The following is a 20,705-nucleotide window of genomic DNA, read 5'->3' on the forward strand; positions in this document are numbered from 1 at the left end:
ATATGTATTTAGAACCCTACCTATTAACCGGCCCGTTGAGGATTATCCTGTTGTTTGTATTAATTTTATTAATACATAGAATAGTTTCTACCCGAATTTCGGCACAATCTGCCTTAAATTTTCTGGTTCCAACCATAACACTCGTTATGGCTGCGGTATTACTCGGTAGTTTTATTTTAATTCTAATCGGCATATTTGATCTCTTTGTTATTATAAGTATTATAATTGGCCTGGCTATTTTGGCTTTTATGAACCTTAATTTTAATCAGCCGTTAAAAACACAATTGCGTAAAATATATACTCGTTCCCTTTTGTACATTACTATAAAACTGGAAAAAGGACAGAAATTCCTGGATAGAGATAATATTATAAAACCAAAACATAAACATCCCGAACACGGGCTTTCACAATATCATAGAAACTGGCAATTGGCCATAGGATTATTGTTGCCGGTCCTTACCTATATCTCAAGAAGTTCACTTTTTCAAGAAGATGTTTATACGCTTTCTTCAAGCTGGTTTAGTAAGCTTAATTTTATAAATGGGATTTCTGCCCATACCTGGTTTTTCCAAACCGGGGAAATGATGGGGGATTATTTACTCATTAATTTATATGCAAAATTAACCCATATAACCAATGCGCAAGCTTTGCAATCTTTTGGATTGTTAGAATCTGCATTACTTTCTTTAATAATTTACTGGCTCGTGTTCAAAATTTCACGAAAGCAAGCGCCCGGTATATTCGCAGGTTTAAGTTTTGCACTATTTTATGCATTCCTGCCAATCAATATCGATTTAATTGCAGAGCATAAATCGGTATTTACCTCTTTAATTATTGCTTTGCCAACTATGTATTTCTGTATTTATCCGCAAAGTTTTAGTTTTAACAGAAAAGCGAAATTTTATTGGTTACTCACCCTGTTTACCGCAATTCTTTTATTAGATCTTTTTGTAGGTGTTTTACTTGTGTTTCCTTATTTGCTTATACTTTTCATTTTTAAATTTCGGAAGAATTTTAGACAGATCACTCAAATTTTCCTGGCCTATTTCTTTTCGGTAGCCTTTATAGGAATAATATACGGAGCAGCTGCCTTGCTTACTAAAGAAGATTTTGGCGCATTTATTTTGTCTAACTTCTATTCTTTTGATACTTACACCTACAATCCTCACCTGGTCGCGCCATTTAGAGACCTAATGAATTATTACCAGATAGCCGCGGTGGTTTTTTTACTTATTATAATTTATAATTATATCAAAAAATCGCAAAAATGGTTGGCCAGCCTTGTATTTCTCAGTTTTATCAATTTAATGATTGGGATCTATCAATTAGACACCGGTCTTGTTGACCTGGATATTTTGAGCCAGGTACTTTGCATATTTATTCCCATATTCTTCGGAATAATTGTCAATGTAATGGTTAACCTTTTTTCAGTATTTAATTTCTCTCCTAAAGTAGGCACGCGTTTGGAAGTTGTAATTGGTACCATAATAATTGCCGTGCTTACCATTTCTACATTTCCACGGGTGGCAACATTAAATTTTAAAGAGAATAAAACAGAAAATATGGTGTTTGAAGCCTATTCAAAGATTCAATCGGGGAATTTGCCATACTCCTATGCGGTGGTGAATGCTTTGCCGTATTTCAGCTTTAGCAAGAACAGTCATTATTACTATAACTACGATTATTTTAATAACACTTATATAGAGCGCGACAGAAGATTCAACAGGTATAAAGATAATTTACAATACCTGCAAAATAACCAGGATATTATTTTACCTGAAACTATGTTTGTATTTGTATACAAGCAGATACAGGAAAGTAATCAGGGTAAAAAAGCCGTAGTAGAGAAGCAAAGAGATTTAACCCTGGAAAGGATTGAATTATTAAAATTGAAAGGAAGAAATGTTGATGTATATTATGAGGATAGAAATTTAGAAGTGTACCAGATTGAAAACAGGGAACGAGCCAGTAATATTAATCAACTATTATTTTGATGGAAAAATTATTACCAACTAAAATATTCAGTGCGGTTTTCGTAGTGTTTTCTTTTTTCCTAACAGGATGCGAAAAAGATATTGAAAATGAAGAGGTAGAAGGGGCAAATCCCAGGGTAGAGTATGATAACTTGAGTGAGAACCCGTGGGTAGTTTATCTGGTAGAACCGGGAAATGAGTTAAGTTTCAAAAACAGTAACCATATTAGAAAAGCCCTTAATTATGCTAAAATTCCTTACAATGAAATAAATAGATTTGATTTTAATAAAAAACCGGAAGTAGGCAATTCGGTTAAAGTAATTGTGATTTATGATCTTGAGCCTTTAAATAAAAATGCAATGAATTTTTTAATTGAATTTGTTGTAAAAGGCGGTCACATTTTTATTCCTTCGGTAGGGACTAATAAAAATTTTGGTTTTTTAGCGGGAGTAAGGGGAGATGCAAACTTTGAAATAGATACGATATCCCAAGGATTTAAATTTCAGTCCAGTTTTCTTCCGGCCTTAAAAGGGAAACAATATAGAAATGAAAACAAACATTTTGGCCTGCAAGCAGACAATTATAGAGAAAATATAGAAATCCTGGCAACTTCAATTTCTGAAGAAAATTATCCTTTAATTATAAAAAATAAAATAGGGAATGGATCGGTAATTACTTTTAATACCGATCAATATTCTCAGAAGCAAGAACGCGGACTTTTCTTTGCGGCGATATTACAGGGTTTAGAAGGGGTTCCTTATCCAGTGGCTAATGCTTCAAGCATAATGTTAGACGATTTTCCCGCGCCGCTTTATAATGTAAAGATGGAACCTGTCACTTCAGAAATGGATATCAGTCAGGCGCGTTTTTATACTGAAGTTTGGTGGAAAGATATGCTTAAACTGGCCAGGGAAGAAGGACTGGAATATTCGGCCTATGTATGTTTTGATTATTCTAACCGTACCTCGCCCCCGTTTAATTTCCCCGAATGGGAACAGTCTGTTTTAACCGGTTCTAATGGTAATAATGCAGCAGATAAACTTATGGTAGATTTTCAAAATTCTACGCATGAGGTAGCTTTGCACGGTTACAATCACGCTTCGCTGACCGGTGAAGTATGGCCCAATAAAAATTATATGGGCTTAAGTCTTAAGGCAGTTAAAAAACGTTGGGCAGCGCGTAATTATGGCCAATTACCGGTTTCTTATGTGCCGCCTTCAAATATTATAGACAGTACCGGTTTTGTGGCTCTGGAAGAAAATATCCCCGAAATTATATACAATGCCAGTATTTACCTGGGAAATTTTGAAGACGGTGGCGATAGAGAATTTGATAGTGAACCTTATAACAATCATTTTTTCAATTTTCCACGAATTACCAGCGGCTTTTCTTTAACTTCTACCAGGCAATTCAATCAGCAATCTTTATATCTCTATACGGGAGTGTGGACGCATTTTATTCACCCCGATGATATTTACCAGATTCCCGGGGAAGAACCTCGGGAAAGTGCGGGTGATTATACTCTAAGGAATATAAATTCTTATGGGTGGAGAGTTTCAGAAGATGGGTCTCCGGGCTTGTTTCCAAGGTTTCGCCAGTATATTAAAGATGTAAAGAAAACCTTCCCTTTAATTCGATTTTTAAAAGTTTCCGAAGCAGCAAAAATCACTCAAAACTGGAGGGAAATTCCTTATAATTTTACTGAAAATGATAGTGAAGTTGAAGTTGCTGCAAGTATTCAGAATACCGAAAATCAAAACTTCTGGTTCGCCTATATCTCAGAAAAAAATACTACTGAGGCTGAAAGTTTTCTGAAAAGTAAGCAATTTAAATTTACAAAAACTCCTTTTTTAGACGGTTATCTTTTCAACATTCAAACCCGGGAGAAAAAATTAAGTTTACCCAAATTTGAAAATAATTATTCTAAAGATTTTAGCGAAATCACCCATATCTATGAATCTTATCTTTTGATAGAACCTTCAGAAGATCTTGGAGATATTGACAAAGAAATTGATGAGCTAAAATCTAAAATTGCTGAAAGCAGCATATTTGAACGTGAAGATTGGTTGAAATTATTTCAATATTTAGGTTGGAATAATCGCCAAAATGAAATTTGGCCGTTGCTGGAAAGAAAATACAGTGAAAATAAATCTTCTGTCTACGTAAATCTTTCTTCAGAATTCACCACCCAGAATGATTATCCACATTTGGAAATCAGGAAACGCTGGATGCTGAGACAAATAGATTTGCAACCTGAAAACCTAAAACTTAGAAAGGATTTTATTGATTATTTTGGAAGCAATTCAGAGGTGCAGTTAAGTAAAGGAGAGTTGTTAACCTTAATTGAAAGGACTAAAGTAGATGCGGAGCTTTCCAGTTATTTATCCTTGCTAAATGAGAAACATCCGGAAGCAGCTTTAAATTTAGTTAAAGGCATAGAACCCTGCTGGGAGAATTTTCGGCTTGCAGCATCTACTATTTCCTGGATTTTTGCCGATGCTAAACAATACAGCCAGGCGCTTCAATGGTCTACTTGCAGCGATGATATTGCCGAAAGTGCAATAGACTACTGGCGTGTGCAAATGGGAGAATATGAATTTTTAAAAGAAGGGAACTTTCCGCTTTATATAGAATATCTTATTGCCGATAATAATAAAAAAGCGGCCCAGAAACTTCTGGAAATAGAAGCTTGTCGGGAAGATTTAAAGCATTTGGCTGCAACAATCTCCTATACTTATAGCGACCAGGGAAGTTATAGAAAAGCCCTGGAATGGTCTTCCTGCGTGCCAGATTTCCCATTGGCCGAACGTATGCAATGGTTCTATTCACTGGAAAATTTTAGTGAGGTAGAGCGTTTATATGCTAATTATTCTAAGAAAGATAATCCAAAAGAAAAAGAAGCCATTCAGATTTTTATGACCGAATATTACCTGGGTCGTAGCGAAATGCTCAAATCCTGGGAACTCGCTTCAGAATTGCCGGAATCAAACAATAAAGAGCGATTAAGAAGGCAACTAAATAACACTGTGGTTTTTCTTAATACAAAACTAAAAAGACAACTTTTAGAAGAATATCCTTCAATTTTTTACCCTGAAGTTTCTTCTAAAATAAAGCAAAACTTAAGAATAACCGAAGGGGATTTTGTGCAAATTGGAAGTAATATTATTAGTGATAGGTTAGACCCCACCTCTGTTGGCTTAGAAGCGGTGTTTGGCACTCGAGATAAGAAATTAAATCAACATCAATTTGGGCTAAGCCGCTATAATGCCTATTCAATTCCGTTTCAGGGGGAACAGGAAAATAATGAAGATATGGAGTTACACGGGCTGGTTTACAGGTTTAAAACCAGGGAGAGAATTGAAAAATTCAATTTTGGTTTGGGAAGCCGTCTGGAGTTTAATGAAACAGGGAGGGCATATCTTCATGTCGAAGCTTCGGCGTCTATTGCAAAAGATAGTTTATACAGTTCTTTTCAGTTTTTTAGAAAACCAGCAATAACCGGTCCCGCCTATATTCTGGATATTTATCAAACGCAATTAAATGTCTATGAAGAACTTCAGTTTAAAGAGAAATTCCAGGCAGTTTTTTATATAGAAGGAAACCATTATAACGATGAAGATATAATGGATGTGCAGGCGCTTACCAGTTTATCTATGGATTTTAAGCTGAATAAAATGGCGAAATTTAGACCTTATACCGAATTTTCAGGAATGTTGGGTAATTCTAACAGGTCTAATGGCTTTCCGTATTGGACTTTAGATGAACGTTTCTATGGCGGATTGGGGATGGCTTACGAATATGTAAATGAAAATAATTTTTGGAAGATTAATCTTGACGCCGGGTATTTTCTGGATACTTTTTCAGATGAATTTCAACGGTATCGCGGGAGTGTGGTATGGCCAGTCACGAAGTATCTTCATCTAAATACCCAGGCCGAATTCTTTACACTTAAAAACTTTTACTCCAATAATTTCACTTTTGGATTAAAATATTTTTTGAAAGATAATTAAGGATTAATTTTAAATGAAGCTGAAGCTTTATCAAAAACGATTAATCCTTCCGGGAAAACAGTAGAAAATGCACCTGATTCCAATAATTCTTTTGGAGAACCGGTGGTCACTTTTTTATTTTGCATTAATATAATCTTATCACAAAGCTGAATTGCCAAATTGATTTCGTGCGAAGCAAAAACAATGGCTTTATTGGTTTTTCGGGTGAGTTTTTTAAGCAGTTTTAGCACGTAAGCTTTATGATAAAGATCTAAATGGGTGGTGGGTTCATCTAAAATAACCAGCGGAGTGTTTTGTGCAATTGCCCGTGCAATTAATACTTTTTGCAGCTGACCGTCACTTAATTCATAACATTTTTTGTTTTGCAAATCTTCAATTCCAACATTTTGCAAAGACTTCTTGATTTGCCGCAAATCGTTTTTGCTCAACCTGCCAATCCAATTGGTGTAGGGTTGCCGGCCAAGCGCTACCAGTTCAAAAACGCTTAGGTTTTTAGAAATAGGTTGTTCTGTGAGCACGAGACTCACTAACGAAGCAAGTTCCAAAGAATCTATCTGCTGAATTTGTTCATTTTTAACCAGAACTTTTCCCTTCAGCGCATCCTGAACGCCACTTAGGGTTCGTAAAAATGTAGATTTTCCGACTCCGTTAACGCCAATAACAGCAACCAGTTCCCCTTCGTGAACTTCAATATTAATAGCTTCAGTAATAATAGTTTTCGCGGTTTTATTACTGTACCCTATATCGAGATCAATGGTTTTAAGGATGCTATGTTTTTCAGGTGGGTTCAACTTCAGAATAAAAATTTACGTTTACGCACCAAAAGCCAAATTACTACCGGCGCGCCAATTAACGAAGTTATGGCATTTATAGGTAAAGTATATTCCTGTCCCGGCATTTGTGCCGCAATATCACAAATAAGCATTAAGGCCGCACCACCTAAAATAACCGCAGGCACCAAAATACTGTGATTATTGACGGGAATTATCTGCCTTATTAAATGCGGAACAGCTAAACCTACAAATGCAATTGGTCCTGCAAAGGCGGTAATACTTCCTGCAAGTAAACTGGTAGCAATTATAATAATCAACCTGTTTTTTCGAATACTTACTCCAAGGCTTTTTGCGTACTGTTCACCCAGTAACAAGGTGTTGAGGTTTTTAATACAGGAAATGGCTAAAATTATTCCCACAAACCAAAACATTGCGAGAATCCCCACCTCGTTCCAAGAAAGATCGCCCAAACTTCCAAAAGACCAGAATACATACTGCTGAAGCTGTGCCGCCGGACTAAAATATGAAAGTACACTTACCACGGCAGCGGTTAAACTGGCAAACATTAACCCGATGATAAGTATGGCCATAGTATCTCGAAGTCGGAGTGAAGCCAGCATAACGGCGATAAGTACAAGTAAACTCCCTAAACTGGAAGCAATAACCAAACTCCATTTTGAAAGCAAAATTCCGGCGAAAGCACCTCCAAAAACTGAAGCACCCATAATAACGATTGCCACACCCAAACTGGCACCACTACTCAAACCCAAAACATAGGGTCCCGCTAAGGGATTACGAAATAAGGTTTGCATTAAAAGTCCACTAATGGCAAGTCCCGAGCCTGTAATTATTGCTGTAATTGCTTTTGGGAGCCGGTATTCTACAATGATATAACGCCAGGTTTCTTTTGAAACCTCAAGGTTAAAAATTGAGGCAAAAACATCTTTAAACGGAATGTTGACGGACCCCAAACTAATATTTAAAAAACCCAGAATAATTACTCCTAAAAAAAGGAGTAGAAGTGGAAGTGCATATTTTTGGGATTGCAACAAGGCCGGTGATTTATTTCTGTGTAAATATCTAAAATAAATTGAGTAGATAAAATTAAAGAAGAACGATAATGAAATTATAGCTAAGATCCATAATTATAAAGATGATTTGTAACCTTAAACTTTAATCCTTAAACACACCATATTATTCTTCATTATTCTTCCAATGCCTTAAAAAACCTGTTTTCATAATCTGGCAGTAGTTCCGAGTGAAAAATAGAAACCAGATCTTTCAGTACTAAATCTGGGCGTTGGGGCCCGAGCTCAAAGTAAAGTACACCGCCCGTTTCGCCTTTGGTTAGGCTTACGCTGTAGACATTTTTATTTTGTACCGCTTCAAACTGCTCATAATGTTGCGATTCTTCTAAAAGTTGAGTAAAAGAAGTATACTGTCCCACGCTTATCCAAAATTTCGCATCCTGGGCTTTATCCAGGACATTTTCAAAAGAAAGAGCCATACTTCCGTTGCCCTCTGTATCAGCATAAATATAATTCGCATTGGCATCTTTAATAAATTGCGCCTGCCAGGAATTCCCATATGGTAAATACCATTGATCTTTATACATAGCACCGCTCAATACTTTTGGAGTTTCTGCTGATGATTTAGCTAATTCTTTCGCTTCTGAATAATCGGTTTCTATTTGATTAAAAATCTGTTCAGCTTCGTCTAATTTATCGTAAAATACGCCAAAGAATTTAATCCATTCGGCTTTTCCCAGCGGGGTTTGTTCGGTCCAATCACCATTGTACATAACTTGAATACCGGTTTTTTGAATGGTTTCAAATGTTTTATTATTTCCGTCTATCGCAAAGCCAATTACCACTTCTGGATCGAGATCAATAAGAACCTCAGTATTTATATTTTCATTTTTGCCCAATTCCTTAATTTTTCCTGAATTAATTAATTTCCTGGTTTTTTCTGAAGAAATATAATCGAGGCCGGGAAATCCTATTAAGCTGTTTTCTTCATTTAAAGCTTCTAAAGCCGGAATATGCGTGGTAGAAGTGACCACCATTTTCTCTACAGGAATTTGAACTTGTTGATCATATTCTAAACCGGAAGGAATTTCAGCATTTTCTTTTGCGAGAAGATAAGTAAACGCTTCTTCGGCATCGGGCCAGGGGGTTTCAATTATTAAGAGATAATAATCGCCAAAATCACTGATGCTAAAATTAGCAGCGTGGTTTAATTTAACCGTTTTTTCAGATGTTGTTGAAACAGTATTTTGATCTTTTTGCCCGTTTTTACAGGCGGAAAATACTAAAAGAAGGATTAAGAAGTTAAGTGCTTTTAAAGTCTTTATTTTCATTTTTACAATATTAATGAATTAATTTATTGGAATGTCGCCTTCATCAACTACGCGAAATAAATTCGACCCGATGAAAATTTTTAATAGGAATTTTCAAAAGTAAGATTAATTAGAATTTTATAGTCGCAACCCAAATAAATGTTTAATTTCGCATTGAAATTTTTGGTTCGGATGTGTTTTTTCACGCCGATTAAAAGGGAATCAGGAAGAAGTTGTTTTTCACTTCGCAAAGCCTGAGCTGTTCCCGCAACTGTAAGCTAAGTTCCGGTTTTTTATCGGAATGTTTGTTGTTATCACTTCAAAAACCACTGTTCCTTTTGGGATGGGAAGGTAAACAACAAGACGCGAGCCAGGAGACCTGCCAGAATATAACCAATAAATTCTTAGACTTTCGGGATAAAAGTCAGAGGGCAGATGAAAAAAACGCAATTTTATATACTATTCCTTGGTCTGCTATGCAGCCTGACCTCCCTTGCTCAAAACGATACAGTTAACGTTTTAGATGAGGTATTCCTGACCGATAAAAAACTGAAAGATTTTTCTACCGGCCAGCAGGTTACTGTTTTAAATGATTCAGTTTTAAAGAAAAACGGGGCACTACTTACTTCAGCCTTAAATTTTAATACCAATATTTATTTTAAGGAAAATGGCCTTGGGATGGTTTCCTCACCTTCCTTCCGTGGAACAACAGCTTCGCAAACCGCGGTATTGTGGAACGGAATCAATATTAATTCGCAGTTTAATGGGCAAACCGATTTTAATACGCTGAATGCCGGCGGTTTTGATAATATAAGTGTTCGTGGAGGAGGCGGAAGTGTAATTTACGGCACGGGAGCTATTGGTGGAACCGTTCACTTAAATACCAATCTTGATTTTACCGAAAAAACAACCCAGGATATTTTCGTACAATACGGGAGTTTTAATACCCTAGATGCCCGGTATAAAATTAAAACTTCTGGAAAGAAGTGGAGTTTGAGTGTGGCGACGGCAAGAAATTCATCAGATAATGATTATGAATGGCCCATTGAAGGTAGAGAGAATGAAAATGGTGAATTCTACAATAGCAATTTAAACCTGGGGTTTGCTTATCGTTTAAATAAAAAAAACACCTTAAAATTTTACAGCGAAATTTTTGACGGGGAAAGGCATTTCTCCTTGATTCGCCCGTCTGAAACCAAAACAAAATACCAAAATTTTGATACCCGAAATTTATTGGAATGGGTAGGTGAGTTTGATGATTTCATTTCTGTGGCGAGGTTAGCCCATTTAAATGAAAATTATAAGTTCTACGGAAATATAGCTTCCGACAATCCTTCTTTTGGGGAAGCACAAACCCTGATTGGCAAATATGATTTAAATTATTCGGTGTCCAAAACCCTGGAGTTTAATGCCGTATTGACCAATACTTATACAGATGGTACCGGGTCAGGAATTGAAGAAAATACCCGAAATATATTTTCTTCAGCATTATTAATGAAGCACAAACCGTTTCAGAAATTTCAATACGAACTGGGAATCAGGAAAGAGATAACCAATAATTATAAGAGTCCGTTTTTGTTTTCTGCAGGAACAAATTATGATTTTACCGATTTCTATAGTTTAAAAATGAATATTTCCAGGAATTTTAGAATTCCAACTTACAACGATCTTTACTGGGCAGGAGCCGGAAACCTGAATTTACGTCCTGAAACTTCCAATCAGGTTGAGCTTGGAAACCATTTTAAGCATAAAGACTTCAAGTTTAGTCTCACCGGCTATTATATTCATATTGATGAAATGATACGCTGGTTACCATCAGAAGGAGGGGTTTGGCGCCCCATAAACGAAGAGAAGGTAGAAACTTACGGCCTTGAGGTCCTTGGCGGCTGGGAAAGGGAAATTTTGAAAAATCACCAGCTAAGATTTTCTGGTACTTATGCTTATACGGTTTCAGAAAATATGAATACCGGTTACCAGCTAATTTATGTGCCTTTCCATAAAACTACAGGAGCACTTACTTATGCTTTTAAAGATTTCAGTATAGATTATCAATTGCTATATAATGGCGAAGTTTTTACCAGATCTGATAATAATTCCCGTTATAATATGGATGCCTATATGGTTTCAAACCTGGGAATAGCTTATGATTTGGGTGAAAAGAACATTTATAAAATTGGAGGAAGAGTGCTCAATATTTTTGATGAAGAATACCAAAGTGTAGAAAACCGGTGGATGCCCGGCAGAAATTTTAATATATATCTAAACCTTAATTTTTAACCAGAATAAATTCTAACCAATGAAGAGAATCAGTAAATTATTAACAATGGCCATTCTAATTGGCTTTTTTTTGAATTCCTGTAGCAGTGACGATGACAATATTGACCCTGAACCACAGCCGGAAGAAAGCTACGCTGAGGGATTATTCGTGCTTAATGAAGGTGGTTTTGGTAAAAATAATAGTTCAATATCATATATTGACAATAATTTTTCTAATCTAGAGTCCGATATATTTTCCACAGTAAATGGTTCTCCTTTAGGTGATACAGGACAGAGTATCACATTTGATGATAGTTATGCATATATTGTTATGAATGCTTCTAATATAGTTCAAATTGTTAACAGGTATACTTTTGAGCATATTCATACAATTGAGGAGGGATTAAGTAATCCACGCTATCTTACTCTGGTAGATGATAATATATATGTTACCAATTGGGGAGATGCATCGAATGATACAGATGATTATATCGCTATATATAATGCAGATACCTATGAATCTACGGAAACTATTCGTGTAGGAGAAGGGCCAGAAAAGATTATTAGTGATAACAATAAAGTATATGTGGCATTACAGGGCGGGTATAATTATAATGATAAGATTGTGATTATAGATCTTATTTCCAATACCGTAGAGACAAGTATAGAAATTGGTGATGCTCCTAATTCAATAGAGATATCAAATGGCTACTTGTGGGTTATGTCTGGAGGAGTACCTAGCTATGCTGAAGGAATTGATGAAACAGCTGGGAGTATTTCTAAAGTAGACTTATCAACCAATGAAATAACCGAAGAGTTTATTTTTCCGAATTCAACAGATCATCCTTCAAATTTTGAAATTGAAGATGATACTATTTATTATACTCTCAATGGATCTGTCTACTCCATGGAGGAATCGGCCACAGAGTTACCTGAGGAGAGTCTTTTCACTTTTACTGGTATTACTTCTTTTTATGGATTTGAAATCGAGAATGGATATTTATATACTGGGGATGCAGGAGATTATAGCTCAAATGGGGTGGTAAGAATATATAATTTTGAAGGAGAAATAATTTCAGAATTTGATTCAGGAGGCGTAAGCCCAAATGGTTTCTACTTTAACGATTAAAACCGTTTTTCTGTTTATTTAAATTTGAATAAAAAGCCCCGTTTCACTTAAGAAACAGGGCTTTTGCATTAAATATCCTTTTAAAATTACTGTTTTAATTCAGCAGCTTTTTTCCTTATTTCTTCAGGAATCTCATCTACGTACATTCTCTGATAATCAATATCAGTATCGCCACTTTCACCAATCTTGGTAAAGCGAGAATCGTGAGAAATTGCCGGGATTGCCATTCTATTACCGGTAATATCGGCTAAAGCTGTGGCAAGTAAAGGATCTTCAGGAGAACCAAATTCTTTTAATGCTACAATGTTTTCTTCCGCTTCAATATCGGGAATTAAACCTTCTTCAGAATAAGCATCTTCATTCGCATTAACAGATTCATAAATTAATGGCTGAATCACATATTTATGATTTGGGTTTCTATTTTGTCTGTCCCAATCAGGAGAATCATATAAAGGGGCAGCAGCCTGAAATTTTCCAACCGTATTGCTTCCCACGTGTACTACCTCTATATAAGGAGCAAGACCATTTATTACTAACTCGCTGGCAGAAGCCGTGGAAGCCGTACCAATAATATAAACCTTGCTAAGGTTTAAGCTATTGATCATTTCGCCAGTTCTAATCTCATCGTTGAATCTATCTACTAATCGATCTTCAGATAATTGAGACTGTAAGAAATTGTTCCAGGTTTGTTTAGAAAATATTTCACCATCAAATTGTCCGGTAATCATACTGGAAAGATCAACTGCAGTTTCAACATTACCACCGCCGTTGTACCTTAGGTCTAATACCAATTCGTCAATACCTTCAGCTTTTAGCTCTCCAAAGGCAGCATTTAATTCACCATCAAAATCTGCGGTAAAACTATTATAAACAATATAACCTACATTAATTCCGTCAGCATTAATAGTGGTATTTAACAAAACAGGATTTTCCGTGATTTCTATTCTATTTAGTGATATAGTTTCATCGGTATTACTAACAATATTATCATTAATTTCAGCTACTGTTAGGTCATAACCATTTCTTGCTAGAAGAGATTGATAATTATCAAGCGTCATTGATTCTCCATCAATATCAGTAAAAATTACACCGCGTGTTACACCTGCTTCATCGGCAGGGCTTCCGGGAATTACATAACGTACATAGGCTAAAACACCATTGTCACCAAATCTTACCAAACCATAATCCATACCGGTTGTAGTACTTATACCGCTCTGGTTGTTTTCCAGGATTGTATAGTCATCTAGAATAAAACTAAATCGGTCTTTTGGTTCCGGCACCTTAAGTCCGTTTTCAAAAAGATCTTCAGGAGAATCGAAACTAGCCAACCATTCTTCTTTATCGGCTTCAGAATCAAAATAATCATCGCCTAATTCAGGAACATCTGCTTCATAGACATACCATAAGCTCATAGCATCATAAATATAGTTTTCGATTTCCAAATTAGGATTTTCACCACCGGGCTCAACCGGGAAGCGTTCATCATCATCATCTTTGAAGCAGCTACTCAAGATTCCGGTAGCCAGAAATAAAAATAAAATTAGTTTATTAATCTTCATAAATTTAAGTTTGTTTTAGACTGCTAAAAATACCCACATTAAATTAAATTTAAAATCCTATTGTAACAAATATTACCGCTAATCGTTTTAAAGGTAAGAAGGTTATTAAACCAGCAATACATGAAACAACAAGCCTTCCTGGAAAAAATAAACCCGGTAAAAGATAAAATGTACCGACTTGCATTGAGACTGCTTATTTCTAAAGAAGCTGCCGAAGATGCTACCCAGGAAGTAATCTTTAAACTATGGGCTCGGAAAGATAAACTCAAGGATTATACCAATGTTGAAGCTTTTGCAATGACAACGACAAAAAATTACTGTTTAGATGAATTAAAAGCGAAAAAGAATAATAATTTAAGAATTGTCCACCAGAATTACGAAAATAATTCAATTTCCCTCCAACGAGAACTGGAAGTTAAAGATGAAATGTTGTTGATAAACCAAATTGTGGATGACCTGCCAGAACAGCAAAAAATTATTTTTCAGCTTAGAGATATTGAGCAACTGGAGTTTGACGAGATTATTGAAATAACTAAAATGAAATCTACTGCCATTAGGGTAGCATTGTCCAGAGCAAGAAAAAAAATAAGAGAGAGCTTAACAAACAAGCACAACTATGGAATTACAAAAAATTAGAGGATTACTCGAAAAATATGATGCAGGGGAAACATCTCTGGCTGAAGAAAACACGCTTCGGGAGTATTTTCAGCATAACGAGGTACCAGCTGATTTAGAAAGTTATCGGTTAATATTTACTTTTTCAGAAAAAACCGGAAGACAAAAAATGGAGCGGGAAGTGGAACTTCCGTCGCAAACGAAGGGGAAAAAATACCTTTGGACGGCCATTGCGGCAAGTATAATTGTAGTAGTGGGACTTTTCTTTTTTCAGAATAAACCTTTGGAAATGAATCACAGCGATCTTGGTACTGTTCAGGATAAAGAAGAAGCCTTGCAAAAAAGCATGGAAGCTCTAAAAATGGTTTCCGAATTAATGAACGAGGGCAAAGAAGACCTTATTTACCTAAAAGAATTTAATAACACCAAAGATAAATTTATAAAAACCGAATAACCATGAAAAAGATAGCAATAGTAATTATTATTGGCCTTTTACCAGTAATAACACAGGCCCAGTCGTTTGCCAAATACGAAAATATGAAGGATGTAGATGCGATGGTAATGACCAGCAAGATGTTTAAAATGCTTGCAAAAGTAGATTTAAGCGAAGATAACCCTGAAGCCCGGGAATACCTCAAACTCATTGAAAACCTTGATGAGATTAAGATGTTTACCAGCACTACCGCTTCGGTAAGAAATGAAATGCAAAAAGATGTGGAGAGCTATTTAAACTCAAATTCTTTAGAGCAATTAATGCGCGTAAATGAAGACGGTAAGAACATTCGGTTTTATTCCAAAGGAGGAAAAAACGATAATTACGTAAGCGAGCTGTTTATGTTTATGGAAGGTGAAAAAGAAGGAGAATTAATTTCTGTGATCTTAAGTATTACGGGAGAAATAGACCTTTCGCAATTATCGCGTTTAACATCAGACCTTAAAATTCCGGGTGCTGAAGAGCTTAAAAATGTAGAAAATAAATCTTAGATCAACTTAAAATCAATAAAAAAATGAAATCAATAAAAATTTTAGGCCTGGCACTGGCGGCTGCAGCTTTTGTTTCTTGTTCCAACGAGCCGAGTTTACAGGAATACTATGTAGAAAATCAGCAGGACAATAAATTCATCGCTTTAGATGTACCTACCAGTATGTTTACCAACGCTGAAGAACTAGACGAAAATCAAAGAGCTACGCTGGAAAGTGTGAAGAAAATAAATGTTTTGGCTTTACCGGTTAAAGAAAACAAAGAGGAATATGAAGCTGAAAAGACAAAACTAAATAGTATACTCCAGGATGAAAAGTACCAGCTTTTAATGAAATACGGATCAAATGATCGTAAAGCCGAAATTTATTTTACCGGAGATGAAGAAGCTATAGACGAAATTATTGTGTATGGTTATGATGACACCAAAGGTGTGGGGGTAGCTCGTGTATTAGGTGATGATATGAATCCGAAGAAATTGATGGAATTAATGAAATCGCTTGAAAAAGGAGATGTAGACGTAGATGGTCTAAAAGGAATTACCGGAATGTTTAAAACAGAAATTGAAGAATAGTTTTTAGTTGAAACTATTGAAGAGGTTGTTTGAAGGTGATTCGTCACCCTTAACTTGTTTCAGGGTCTACCTTCAAACAACCTCTTTTTTTATTTTAAATCCCCGTATAGTTTTGCGGGGTTATTTTTTTAAGCTCTTCTTTTACTTCTTTTGAAACATCTAACGTTTCAATAAAATCGGCGATACTTTTTTTATTGATCTTTTCGTTGGTTCGGGTAAGACCTTTTAAAGTTTCATAAGGATTTTTAAAACCTTCCCGGCGTAAAATTGTTTGAATTGCTTCGGCTACCACTGCCCAATTTGCTTCCAGGTCTTCATTGAGTTTTTCTTCATTCAGCAACAATTTATCAAGGCCTTTTAAGGTACTTTTAAAAGCAATACTTGTGTGACCCATGGGTACACCAATATTTCTTAGAACCGTACTATCGGTAAGATCTCTTTGCAGACGGCTAAGTGGTAATTTCGCTGAAAGGTGTTCAAAAATAGCATTGGCAATTCCTAAATTTCCTTCACTGTTTTCAAAATCTATCGGGTTTACTTTATGCGGCATTGCCGAAGAACCAATTTCTCCTTTTTTAATTTTCTGCTTAAAATAATCCATAGAAACATAGGTCCAGATATCCCTATCTAAATCTATTAAAATAGTGTTGATTCTTTTTAACCCGTCAAATAAAGCAGCCATATGGTCGTAATGCTCAATTTGAGTAGTGGGGAAAGAATGGTGCAACCCAAGTTTTTCCTGAACAAAATTACTTCCAAACTCCTTCCAGTCTGTATTTGGATAAGCTACTTTATGCGCATTAAAATTTCCGGTAGCACCGCCAAATTTAGCAGCGTGAGGTACTTTATTTAAAAGATCCAGTTGAGCCTCCAAACGGGTGATAAAAACCTCTAATTCTTTTCCTAAGCGAGTAGGGGAAGCCGGTTGCCCATGCGTTCTTGCCAGCAAAGGCACATTTGCCCAATCCTGTGATAGTTGGGTAAGTTTTGAAATAATTTGTTCTATTTCAGGAATATACTCGGCTTCAATTGCATCTTTTAAACTTAATGGAACCGCGGTATTGTTGATGTCCTGAGATGTGAGGCCGAAATGGATAAATTCTTTATGAGCTTCCAGGCCTAATTCATCAAACTTATTTTTTATAAGGTATTCTACCGCTTTTACATCGTGATTGGTAGTTTTTTCAATCTCTTTTACCGCCTGCGCATCAATCGTAGTAAAATTTTTATAAATAGCACGAAGGTCACTAAAAACCGAATGATTTACATCTTTAAGTTGGGGTAGTGGTAATTCACAAAGTGCGATAAAATATTCAACTTCAACCTTTACACGATATTTTATTAGCGCTTCTTCGCTAAAATACTGCGATAGCTGCTTGGTTTTAGAATGATATCTTCCGTCTATTGGAGAAATGGCGGTTAGCGGTGTCATGTATTTGATTTAGAAATTAAAAACCGTAAATATACTGCTTCCAAATATTCTTTAAAACCGCTGCAGCATTTCTTTTTCTCTCAGTAGTATGAAAATTTTATGCGGAATTATTTAAATCATCAACCAGTTTTGGAACTCCCACCGAAGCCTTTTCAGCAATAATATGAAGATTTCCTTTTTCTGAAATATTAGGTTTAGGATCTATAAAATAAACCGGAATTCCGTTTGGAGCAAAATCCACCAGGCCGGCCGCCGGGTAGACCTGCATAGAAGTACCAATAATGATAAGTATCTCGGCTTCAGCTACAATTTCCATAGCTTTCTCAAACATCGGAACTGCTTCGCCAAACCAAACAACGTGGGGCCTGAGTTGATAATTAAACTCACAGAAATCTCCCGGTTTTAGATCCTGTTTCCAGTCCATCACCAGGTTTTCATTAAAAGTACTCCTGACTTTTAAGAGTTCACCATGTAAATGGGTAACCTTAGTACTTCCGGCTCTTTCATGTAAATCGTCTATATTTTGCGTAATTATTTCGACATCAAAAATTTCTTCCAACCGGGCTAAAGCTATATGCGCCGCATTGGGTTGTACCGTTAGTAACTGCCGGCGCCTTTTATTGTAAAAATCTAAAACCAATTTCTGGTTGTTCTCCCACCCCATAGGTGAGGCTACTTCCATTACGTCGTGGCCTTCCCACAAGCCATCAACGTCCCGAAAGGTTTGAATACCACTTTCTGCACTTATCCCGGCACCTGTAAGAATTACTATTTTTTTCATATTAACATAGTTTGGGTGCTATTTTTATAAACCTTAACATCCGTTAAATCCAGCTCCCTCGTATCTATATATAGATTTGATAAGGTAAAAAGCGTTTTGTTGCTTTTTTCTTATCTCTAATTTACTAATAATTTAAAAATTTTAAACTTATGAAAAAATTCTTACTTGCTATTTTTATAGCACTACCGTTTATGTTTATGAGCTGCAGCAGCGATGATGATGCAGTTGATTCCGATGGCGATGGTGATGACTTTGAAGGTGAAACAAAATCTTTTGAACTTTACTCTGTTGCCGATCCTGCAATTTCAGGTACAGCTACTTTTATGGAAAATGAAGATAACAGTACCACCGTTGAACTTGAATTAGACGGAACTCCAGATGGAGGAATGCACCCGGCACATATTCATTATAATACAGCTGCTGAAGGTGGAGATATCGCAGTTTCTTTTGAACCTGTAGATGGATCTACCGGGATGAGTACTACTACCTTTTCTACTTTAGATGATGGAACAAGTATTACTTATGAAGAAGCTATAAATTTTGATGGATATATCAATGTGCACATTAGTGCCGACGATCTTGGTACTTTGGTGGCACAAGGAGATATCGGTGAAAATGAACTTACCGGAGAGTCTAAAAACTACATGCTTGAAGAAAGAGCGGTAGAAGGAATTTCCGGAAATGTAATGTTTCAGGAAAGAGTAAATGGTGAGGCTTTGGCAACTATTATGCTTGAAGGAACTCCAGAAGACGTTGAGCATCCGGCACACATCCATATGGGATCTGTGGTTGAAGCACCTGGAGATATTGCTTTTACCTTTACTCCGGTTAACGGAGCAACAGGAATGAGTAAAACAAATGTAGCTGCACTAGACGATGGTACTGCATTTATGTATAGCGATGTTCTTGATTACGATGGATATGTAAATGTACACTTAAGCGCAGATGACCTTGGAACTCTAGTTGCTCAAAATGATATTGGCGGCAACGAACTTACCGGTGAAACTAAATCGTACGAGCTTGACCAAAGAGCTGTTGAAGGAATTAGTGGAACCGTAATGTTTGAAGAGCGTGTAAGCGGTGCTGCACTCGCAACTATAATGATAGATAATACTCCTGAAGATGGAATGCACCCTGCACATATTCATATGGGTTCTTTTTCTGAAGGTCCCGGCGATATCGCATTTACTTTTAACCCTGTAAACGGAGCAACCGGAATGAGTATGACTCAGGTTGAAATGTTAGACGACGATACCGAATTTGGTTACGAAGAAGTGCTGAATTACGACGGTTACGTTAACGTTCACCTTAGTGCCGAAGATTTGGGAACTGTTGTTGCACAAGGAGATATAGGAGCAAATGAATTAACCGGAGAAAGCAAAACCTACGAATTAGGTGAAAGAGCTGTTGAAGGAATTAGTGGTTCTGTAATTTTTGAAGAAAGAATGAGTGGAGAAGCTTTGGCTACTATTATGTTAGATGGAACTCCCGAAGATGGAATGCATCCGGCTCATATTCATATGGGAACTGCATCTGAAGGTGGTGATATTGCCTTTACTTTTAATCCGGTAAATGGAGCAACCGGAATGAGTATGACTCACGTAGGAATGCTTGATGATGATACAGAATTCGGTTACGAAGATGTATTAAATTATGATGGTTATGTAAATGTTCATTTAAATGCAGATCAACTTGGAGTTATTGTAGCTCAGGGTGATATAGGCCAAAATGAATTAACCGGTGAATCTGCTTCGTATGATCTTGCAGGCGTAGATGTTGATGGAATAATGGGAACCGCAATGTTTGAAGAACGTGTTAACGGAGAGACTTTGGTAACTATTATGTTAGAAGGAACTCCTGACGGTGGAACGCATCCGGCGCATATTCACGTTGGATCTGTTGAAGATGCACCCGGAGATATCGCTATTTCTTTAAATTCAGTTGATGGCGATACCGGAATGAGTATGACCAATGTATCAGCTTTTGATGGGGAAGATGCAGATATGATTGACTATAACGGACTTTTGGAATATAACGGTTATCTAAATGTGCACTTAAGTGCAGACGATTTAGAAACCCTTGTAGCTCAAGGAAATGTTGGTTCTAATTCTTAGAACTTAAATGTTAATGTTAGAGTGAAGAACCCGGTCCCGATGAGGCCGGGTTTTCTTTTTTCGATATTTTTTTTAACCTAAAAGTATATTGATCAGTCCATTGGATTTTAAAACATTTCAGTAGAAAAAAAATAAAATATTTCCTTTCAAAACGCCCGACTTCAAGTCGGGT

Annotated in this window: 15 protein-coding genes and 1 riboswitch; of the genes, 9 read left to right on the forward strand and 6 right to left on the reverse strand. The window is 36.3% G+C overall.

The genetic code is table 11. The features are described 5' to 3' along the window. Positions 1 to 2 precede the first annotated feature (2 nt). Both B5X53_RS06010 and B5X53_RS06015 read left to right on the forward strand, forming a co-directional pair. Entirely contained in the window at positions 3 to 1,994 is a 1,992-nt protein-coding gene (locus B5X53_RS06010; RefSeq protein WP_079712340.1) for a hypothetical protein, read from the forward strand. Then, positions 1,994 to 5,983, forward strand: a complete 3,990-nt coding sequence (locus tag B5X53_RS06015) for a DUF2194 domain-containing protein (RefSeq protein WP_079712341.1) — start codon at positions 1,994 to 1,996, stop codon at positions 5,981 to 5,983. Before B5X53_RS06010 ends, B5X53_RS06015 begins: the two co-directional genes overlap by 1 nt. On the opposite strand, the gene B5X53_RS06020 is transcribed toward B5X53_RS06015, so the two are convergent. The 3 genes from B5X53_RS06020 to B5X53_RS06030 all read right to left on the reverse strand — a co-directional run bounded on the left by B5X53_RS06020 (position 5,980) and on the right by B5X53_RS06030 (position 9,115). After that, positions 5,980 to 6,774, reverse strand: coding sequence for an ABC transporter ATP-binding protein (locus B5X53_RS06020; protein ID WP_232764141.1), 795 nt, complete (start codon positions 6,772 to 6,774; stop codon positions 5,980 to 5,982). The two genes, B5X53_RS06015 and B5X53_RS06020, sit on opposite strands and share 4 nt — an antisense overlap. 2 nt (positions 6,775 to 6,776) lie before the next feature. Then, a complete protein-coding gene (locus B5X53_RS06025) occupies positions 6,777 to 7,808 on the reverse strand; it encodes a FecCD family ABC transporter permease (RefSeq protein WP_079712342.1) in 1,032 nt (343 codons plus the stop codon). A 152-nt stretch (positions 7,809 to 7,960) separates the two neighbouring features. Further along, entirely contained in the window at positions 7,961 to 9,115 is a 1,155-nt protein-coding gene (locus B5X53_RS06030; protein ID WP_079712343.1) for an ABC transporter substrate-binding protein, read from the reverse strand. A 146-nt stretch (positions 9,116 to 9,261) separates the two neighbouring features. Then, positions 9,262 to 9,495: riboswitch (cobalamin riboswitch) on the forward strand. 34 nt (positions 9,496 to 9,529) lie between these two features. Between B5X53_RS06030 and B5X53_RS06035 the strand changes: the two genes are divergently transcribed. Both B5X53_RS06035 and B5X53_RS06040 read left to right on the forward strand, forming a co-directional pair. Further along, positions 9,530 to 11,371, forward strand: coding sequence for a TonB-dependent receptor plug domain-containing protein (locus tag B5X53_RS06035; RefSeq protein WP_079712344.1), 1,842 nt, complete (start codon positions 9,530 to 9,532; stop codon positions 11,369 to 11,371). A gap of 19 nt (positions 11,372 to 11,390) precedes the next feature. Then, positions 11,391 to 12,479, forward strand: a complete 1,089-nt coding sequence (locus tag B5X53_RS06040; RefSeq protein ID WP_079712345.1) for a YncE family protein — start codon at positions 11,391 to 11,393, stop codon at positions 12,477 to 12,479. Between the two features lie 86 nt (positions 12,480 to 12,565). On the opposite strand, the gene B5X53_RS06045 is transcribed toward B5X53_RS06040, so the two are convergent. Continuing rightward, on the reverse strand, positions 12,566 to 14,038 hold the full coding sequence (locus tag B5X53_RS06045; RefSeq protein ID WP_079712346.1) for a S41 family peptidase: 1,473 nt from the start codon (positions 14,036 to 14,038) through the stop codon (positions 12,566 to 12,568). A gap of 120 nt (positions 14,039 to 14,158) precedes the next feature. On the opposite strand from B5X53_RS06045, the gene B5X53_RS06050 reads away from it, so the two are divergent. The 4 genes from B5X53_RS06050 to B5X53_RS06065 are packed head-to-tail and all read left to right on the forward strand — an operon-like array spanning position 14,159 to position 16,206. Continuing rightward, positions 14,159 to 14,674 (forward strand): RNA polymerase sigma factor, encoded by a 516-nt coding sequence (locus B5X53_RS06050; RefSeq protein ID WP_079712347.1) that lies wholly within the window; start codon positions 14,159 to 14,161, stop codon positions 14,672 to 14,674. Continuing rightward, complete coding sequence (locus tag B5X53_RS06055; RefSeq protein ID WP_079712348.1) at positions 14,655 to 15,107, forward strand: hypothetical protein; 453 nt, start codon at positions 14,655 to 14,657, stop codon at positions 15,105 to 15,107. Before B5X53_RS06050 ends, B5X53_RS06055 begins: the two co-directional genes overlap by 20 nt. A gap of 2 nt (positions 15,108 to 15,109) precedes the next feature. After that, positions 15,110 to 15,637: a DUF4252 domain-containing protein gene (locus B5X53_RS06060; protein ID WP_079712349.1), complete on the forward strand. Its 528-nt coding sequence runs from the start codon at positions 15,110 to 15,112 to the stop codon at positions 15,635 to 15,637. A gap of 23 nt (positions 15,638 to 15,660) precedes the next feature. Next, positions 15,661 to 16,206, forward strand: coding sequence for a DUF4252 domain-containing protein (locus B5X53_RS06065; protein ID WP_079712350.1), 546 nt, complete (start codon positions 15,661 to 15,663; stop codon positions 16,204 to 16,206). 94 nt (positions 16,207 to 16,300) lie between these two features. Here the strand turns inward: B5X53_RS06065 and purB are convergent, their stop codons facing one another. Both purB and B5X53_RS06075 read right to left on the reverse strand, forming a co-directional pair. Beyond that, positions 16,301 to 17,638, reverse strand: a complete 1,338-nt coding sequence (purB, locus tag B5X53_RS06070) for an adenylosuccinate lyase (RefSeq protein ID WP_079712351.1) — start codon at positions 17,636 to 17,638, stop codon at positions 16,301 to 16,303. A 97-nt stretch (positions 17,639 to 17,735) separates the two neighbouring features. Further along, on the reverse strand, positions 17,736 to 18,419 hold the full coding sequence (locus B5X53_RS06075; RefSeq protein ID WP_079712352.1) for an SIR2 family NAD-dependent protein deacylase: 684 nt from the start codon (positions 18,417 to 18,419) through the stop codon (positions 17,736 to 17,738). Positions 18,420 to 18,568: 149 nt separating this feature from the next. Here B5X53_RS06075 and B5X53_RS19310 point away from each other — a divergent pair, with 149 nt between their 5' ends. Continuing rightward, entirely contained in the window at positions 18,569 to 20,533 is a 1,965-nt protein-coding gene (locus B5X53_RS19310; RefSeq protein ID WP_232764142.1) for a superoxide dismutase family protein, read from the forward strand. Positions 20,534 to 20,705 lie beyond the last annotated feature (172 nt).

Source organism: Salegentibacter salinarum (genome assembly GCF_900168115.1).
GTDB classification, from domain to species: Bacteria; Bacteroidota; Bacteroidia; order Flavobacteriales; family Flavobacteriaceae; genus Salegentibacter; species Salegentibacter salinarum.

Bases quoted from the DNA above. Each gene is read 5' to 3' on its own strand.
- B5X53_RS06075 (WP_079712352.1), bottom strand. From the start codon at position 18,419: ATGAAAAAAATAGTAATTCTTACAGGTGCCGGGATAAGTGCAGAAAGT.
- B5X53_RS06015 (WP_079712341.1), top strand. From the start codon at position 1,994: ATGGAAAAATTATTACCAACTAAAATATTCAGTGCGGTTTTCGTAGTG.
- B5X53_RS06050 (WP_079712347.1), top strand. From the start codon at position 14,159: ATGAAACAACAAGCCTTCCTGGAAAAAATAAACCCGGTAAAAGATAAA.
- B5X53_RS06040 (WP_079712345.1), top strand. From the start codon at position 11,391: ATGAAGAGAATCAGTAAATTATTAACAATGGCCATTCTAATTGGCTTT.
- B5X53_RS06060 (WP_079712349.1), top strand. From the start codon at position 15,110: ATGAAAAAGATAGCAATAGTAATTATTATTGGCCTTTTACCAGTAATA.
- B5X53_RS06065 (WP_079712350.1), top strand. From the start codon at position 15,661: ATGAAATCAATAAAAATTTTAGGCCTGGCACTGGCGGCTGCAGCTTTT.
- B5X53_RS06030 (WP_079712343.1), bottom strand. From the start codon at position 9,115: ATGAAAATAAAGACTTTAAAAGCACTTAACTTCTTAATCCTTCTTTTA.
- B5X53_RS06045 (WP_079712346.1), bottom strand. From the start codon at position 14,038: ATGAAGATTAATAAACTAATTTTATTTTTATTTCTGGCTACCGGAATC.
- purB (WP_079712351.1), bottom strand. From the start codon at position 17,638: ATGACACCGCTAACCGCCATTTCTCCAATAGACGGAAGATATCATTCT.
- B5X53_RS06035 (WP_079712344.1), top strand. From the start codon at position 9,530: ATGAAAAAAACGCAATTTTATATACTATTCCTTGGTCTGCTATGCAGC.
- B5X53_RS06010 (WP_079712340.1), top strand. From the start codon at position 3: ATGTATTTAGAACCCTACCTATTAACCGGCCCGTTGAGGATTATCCTG.
- B5X53_RS19310 (WP_232764142.1), top strand. From the start codon at position 18,569: ATGAAAAAATTCTTACTTGCTATTTTTATAGCACTACCGTTTATGTTT.
- B5X53_RS06055 (WP_079712348.1), top strand. From the start codon at position 14,655: ATGGAATTACAAAAAATTAGAGGATTACTCGAAAAATATGATGCAGGG.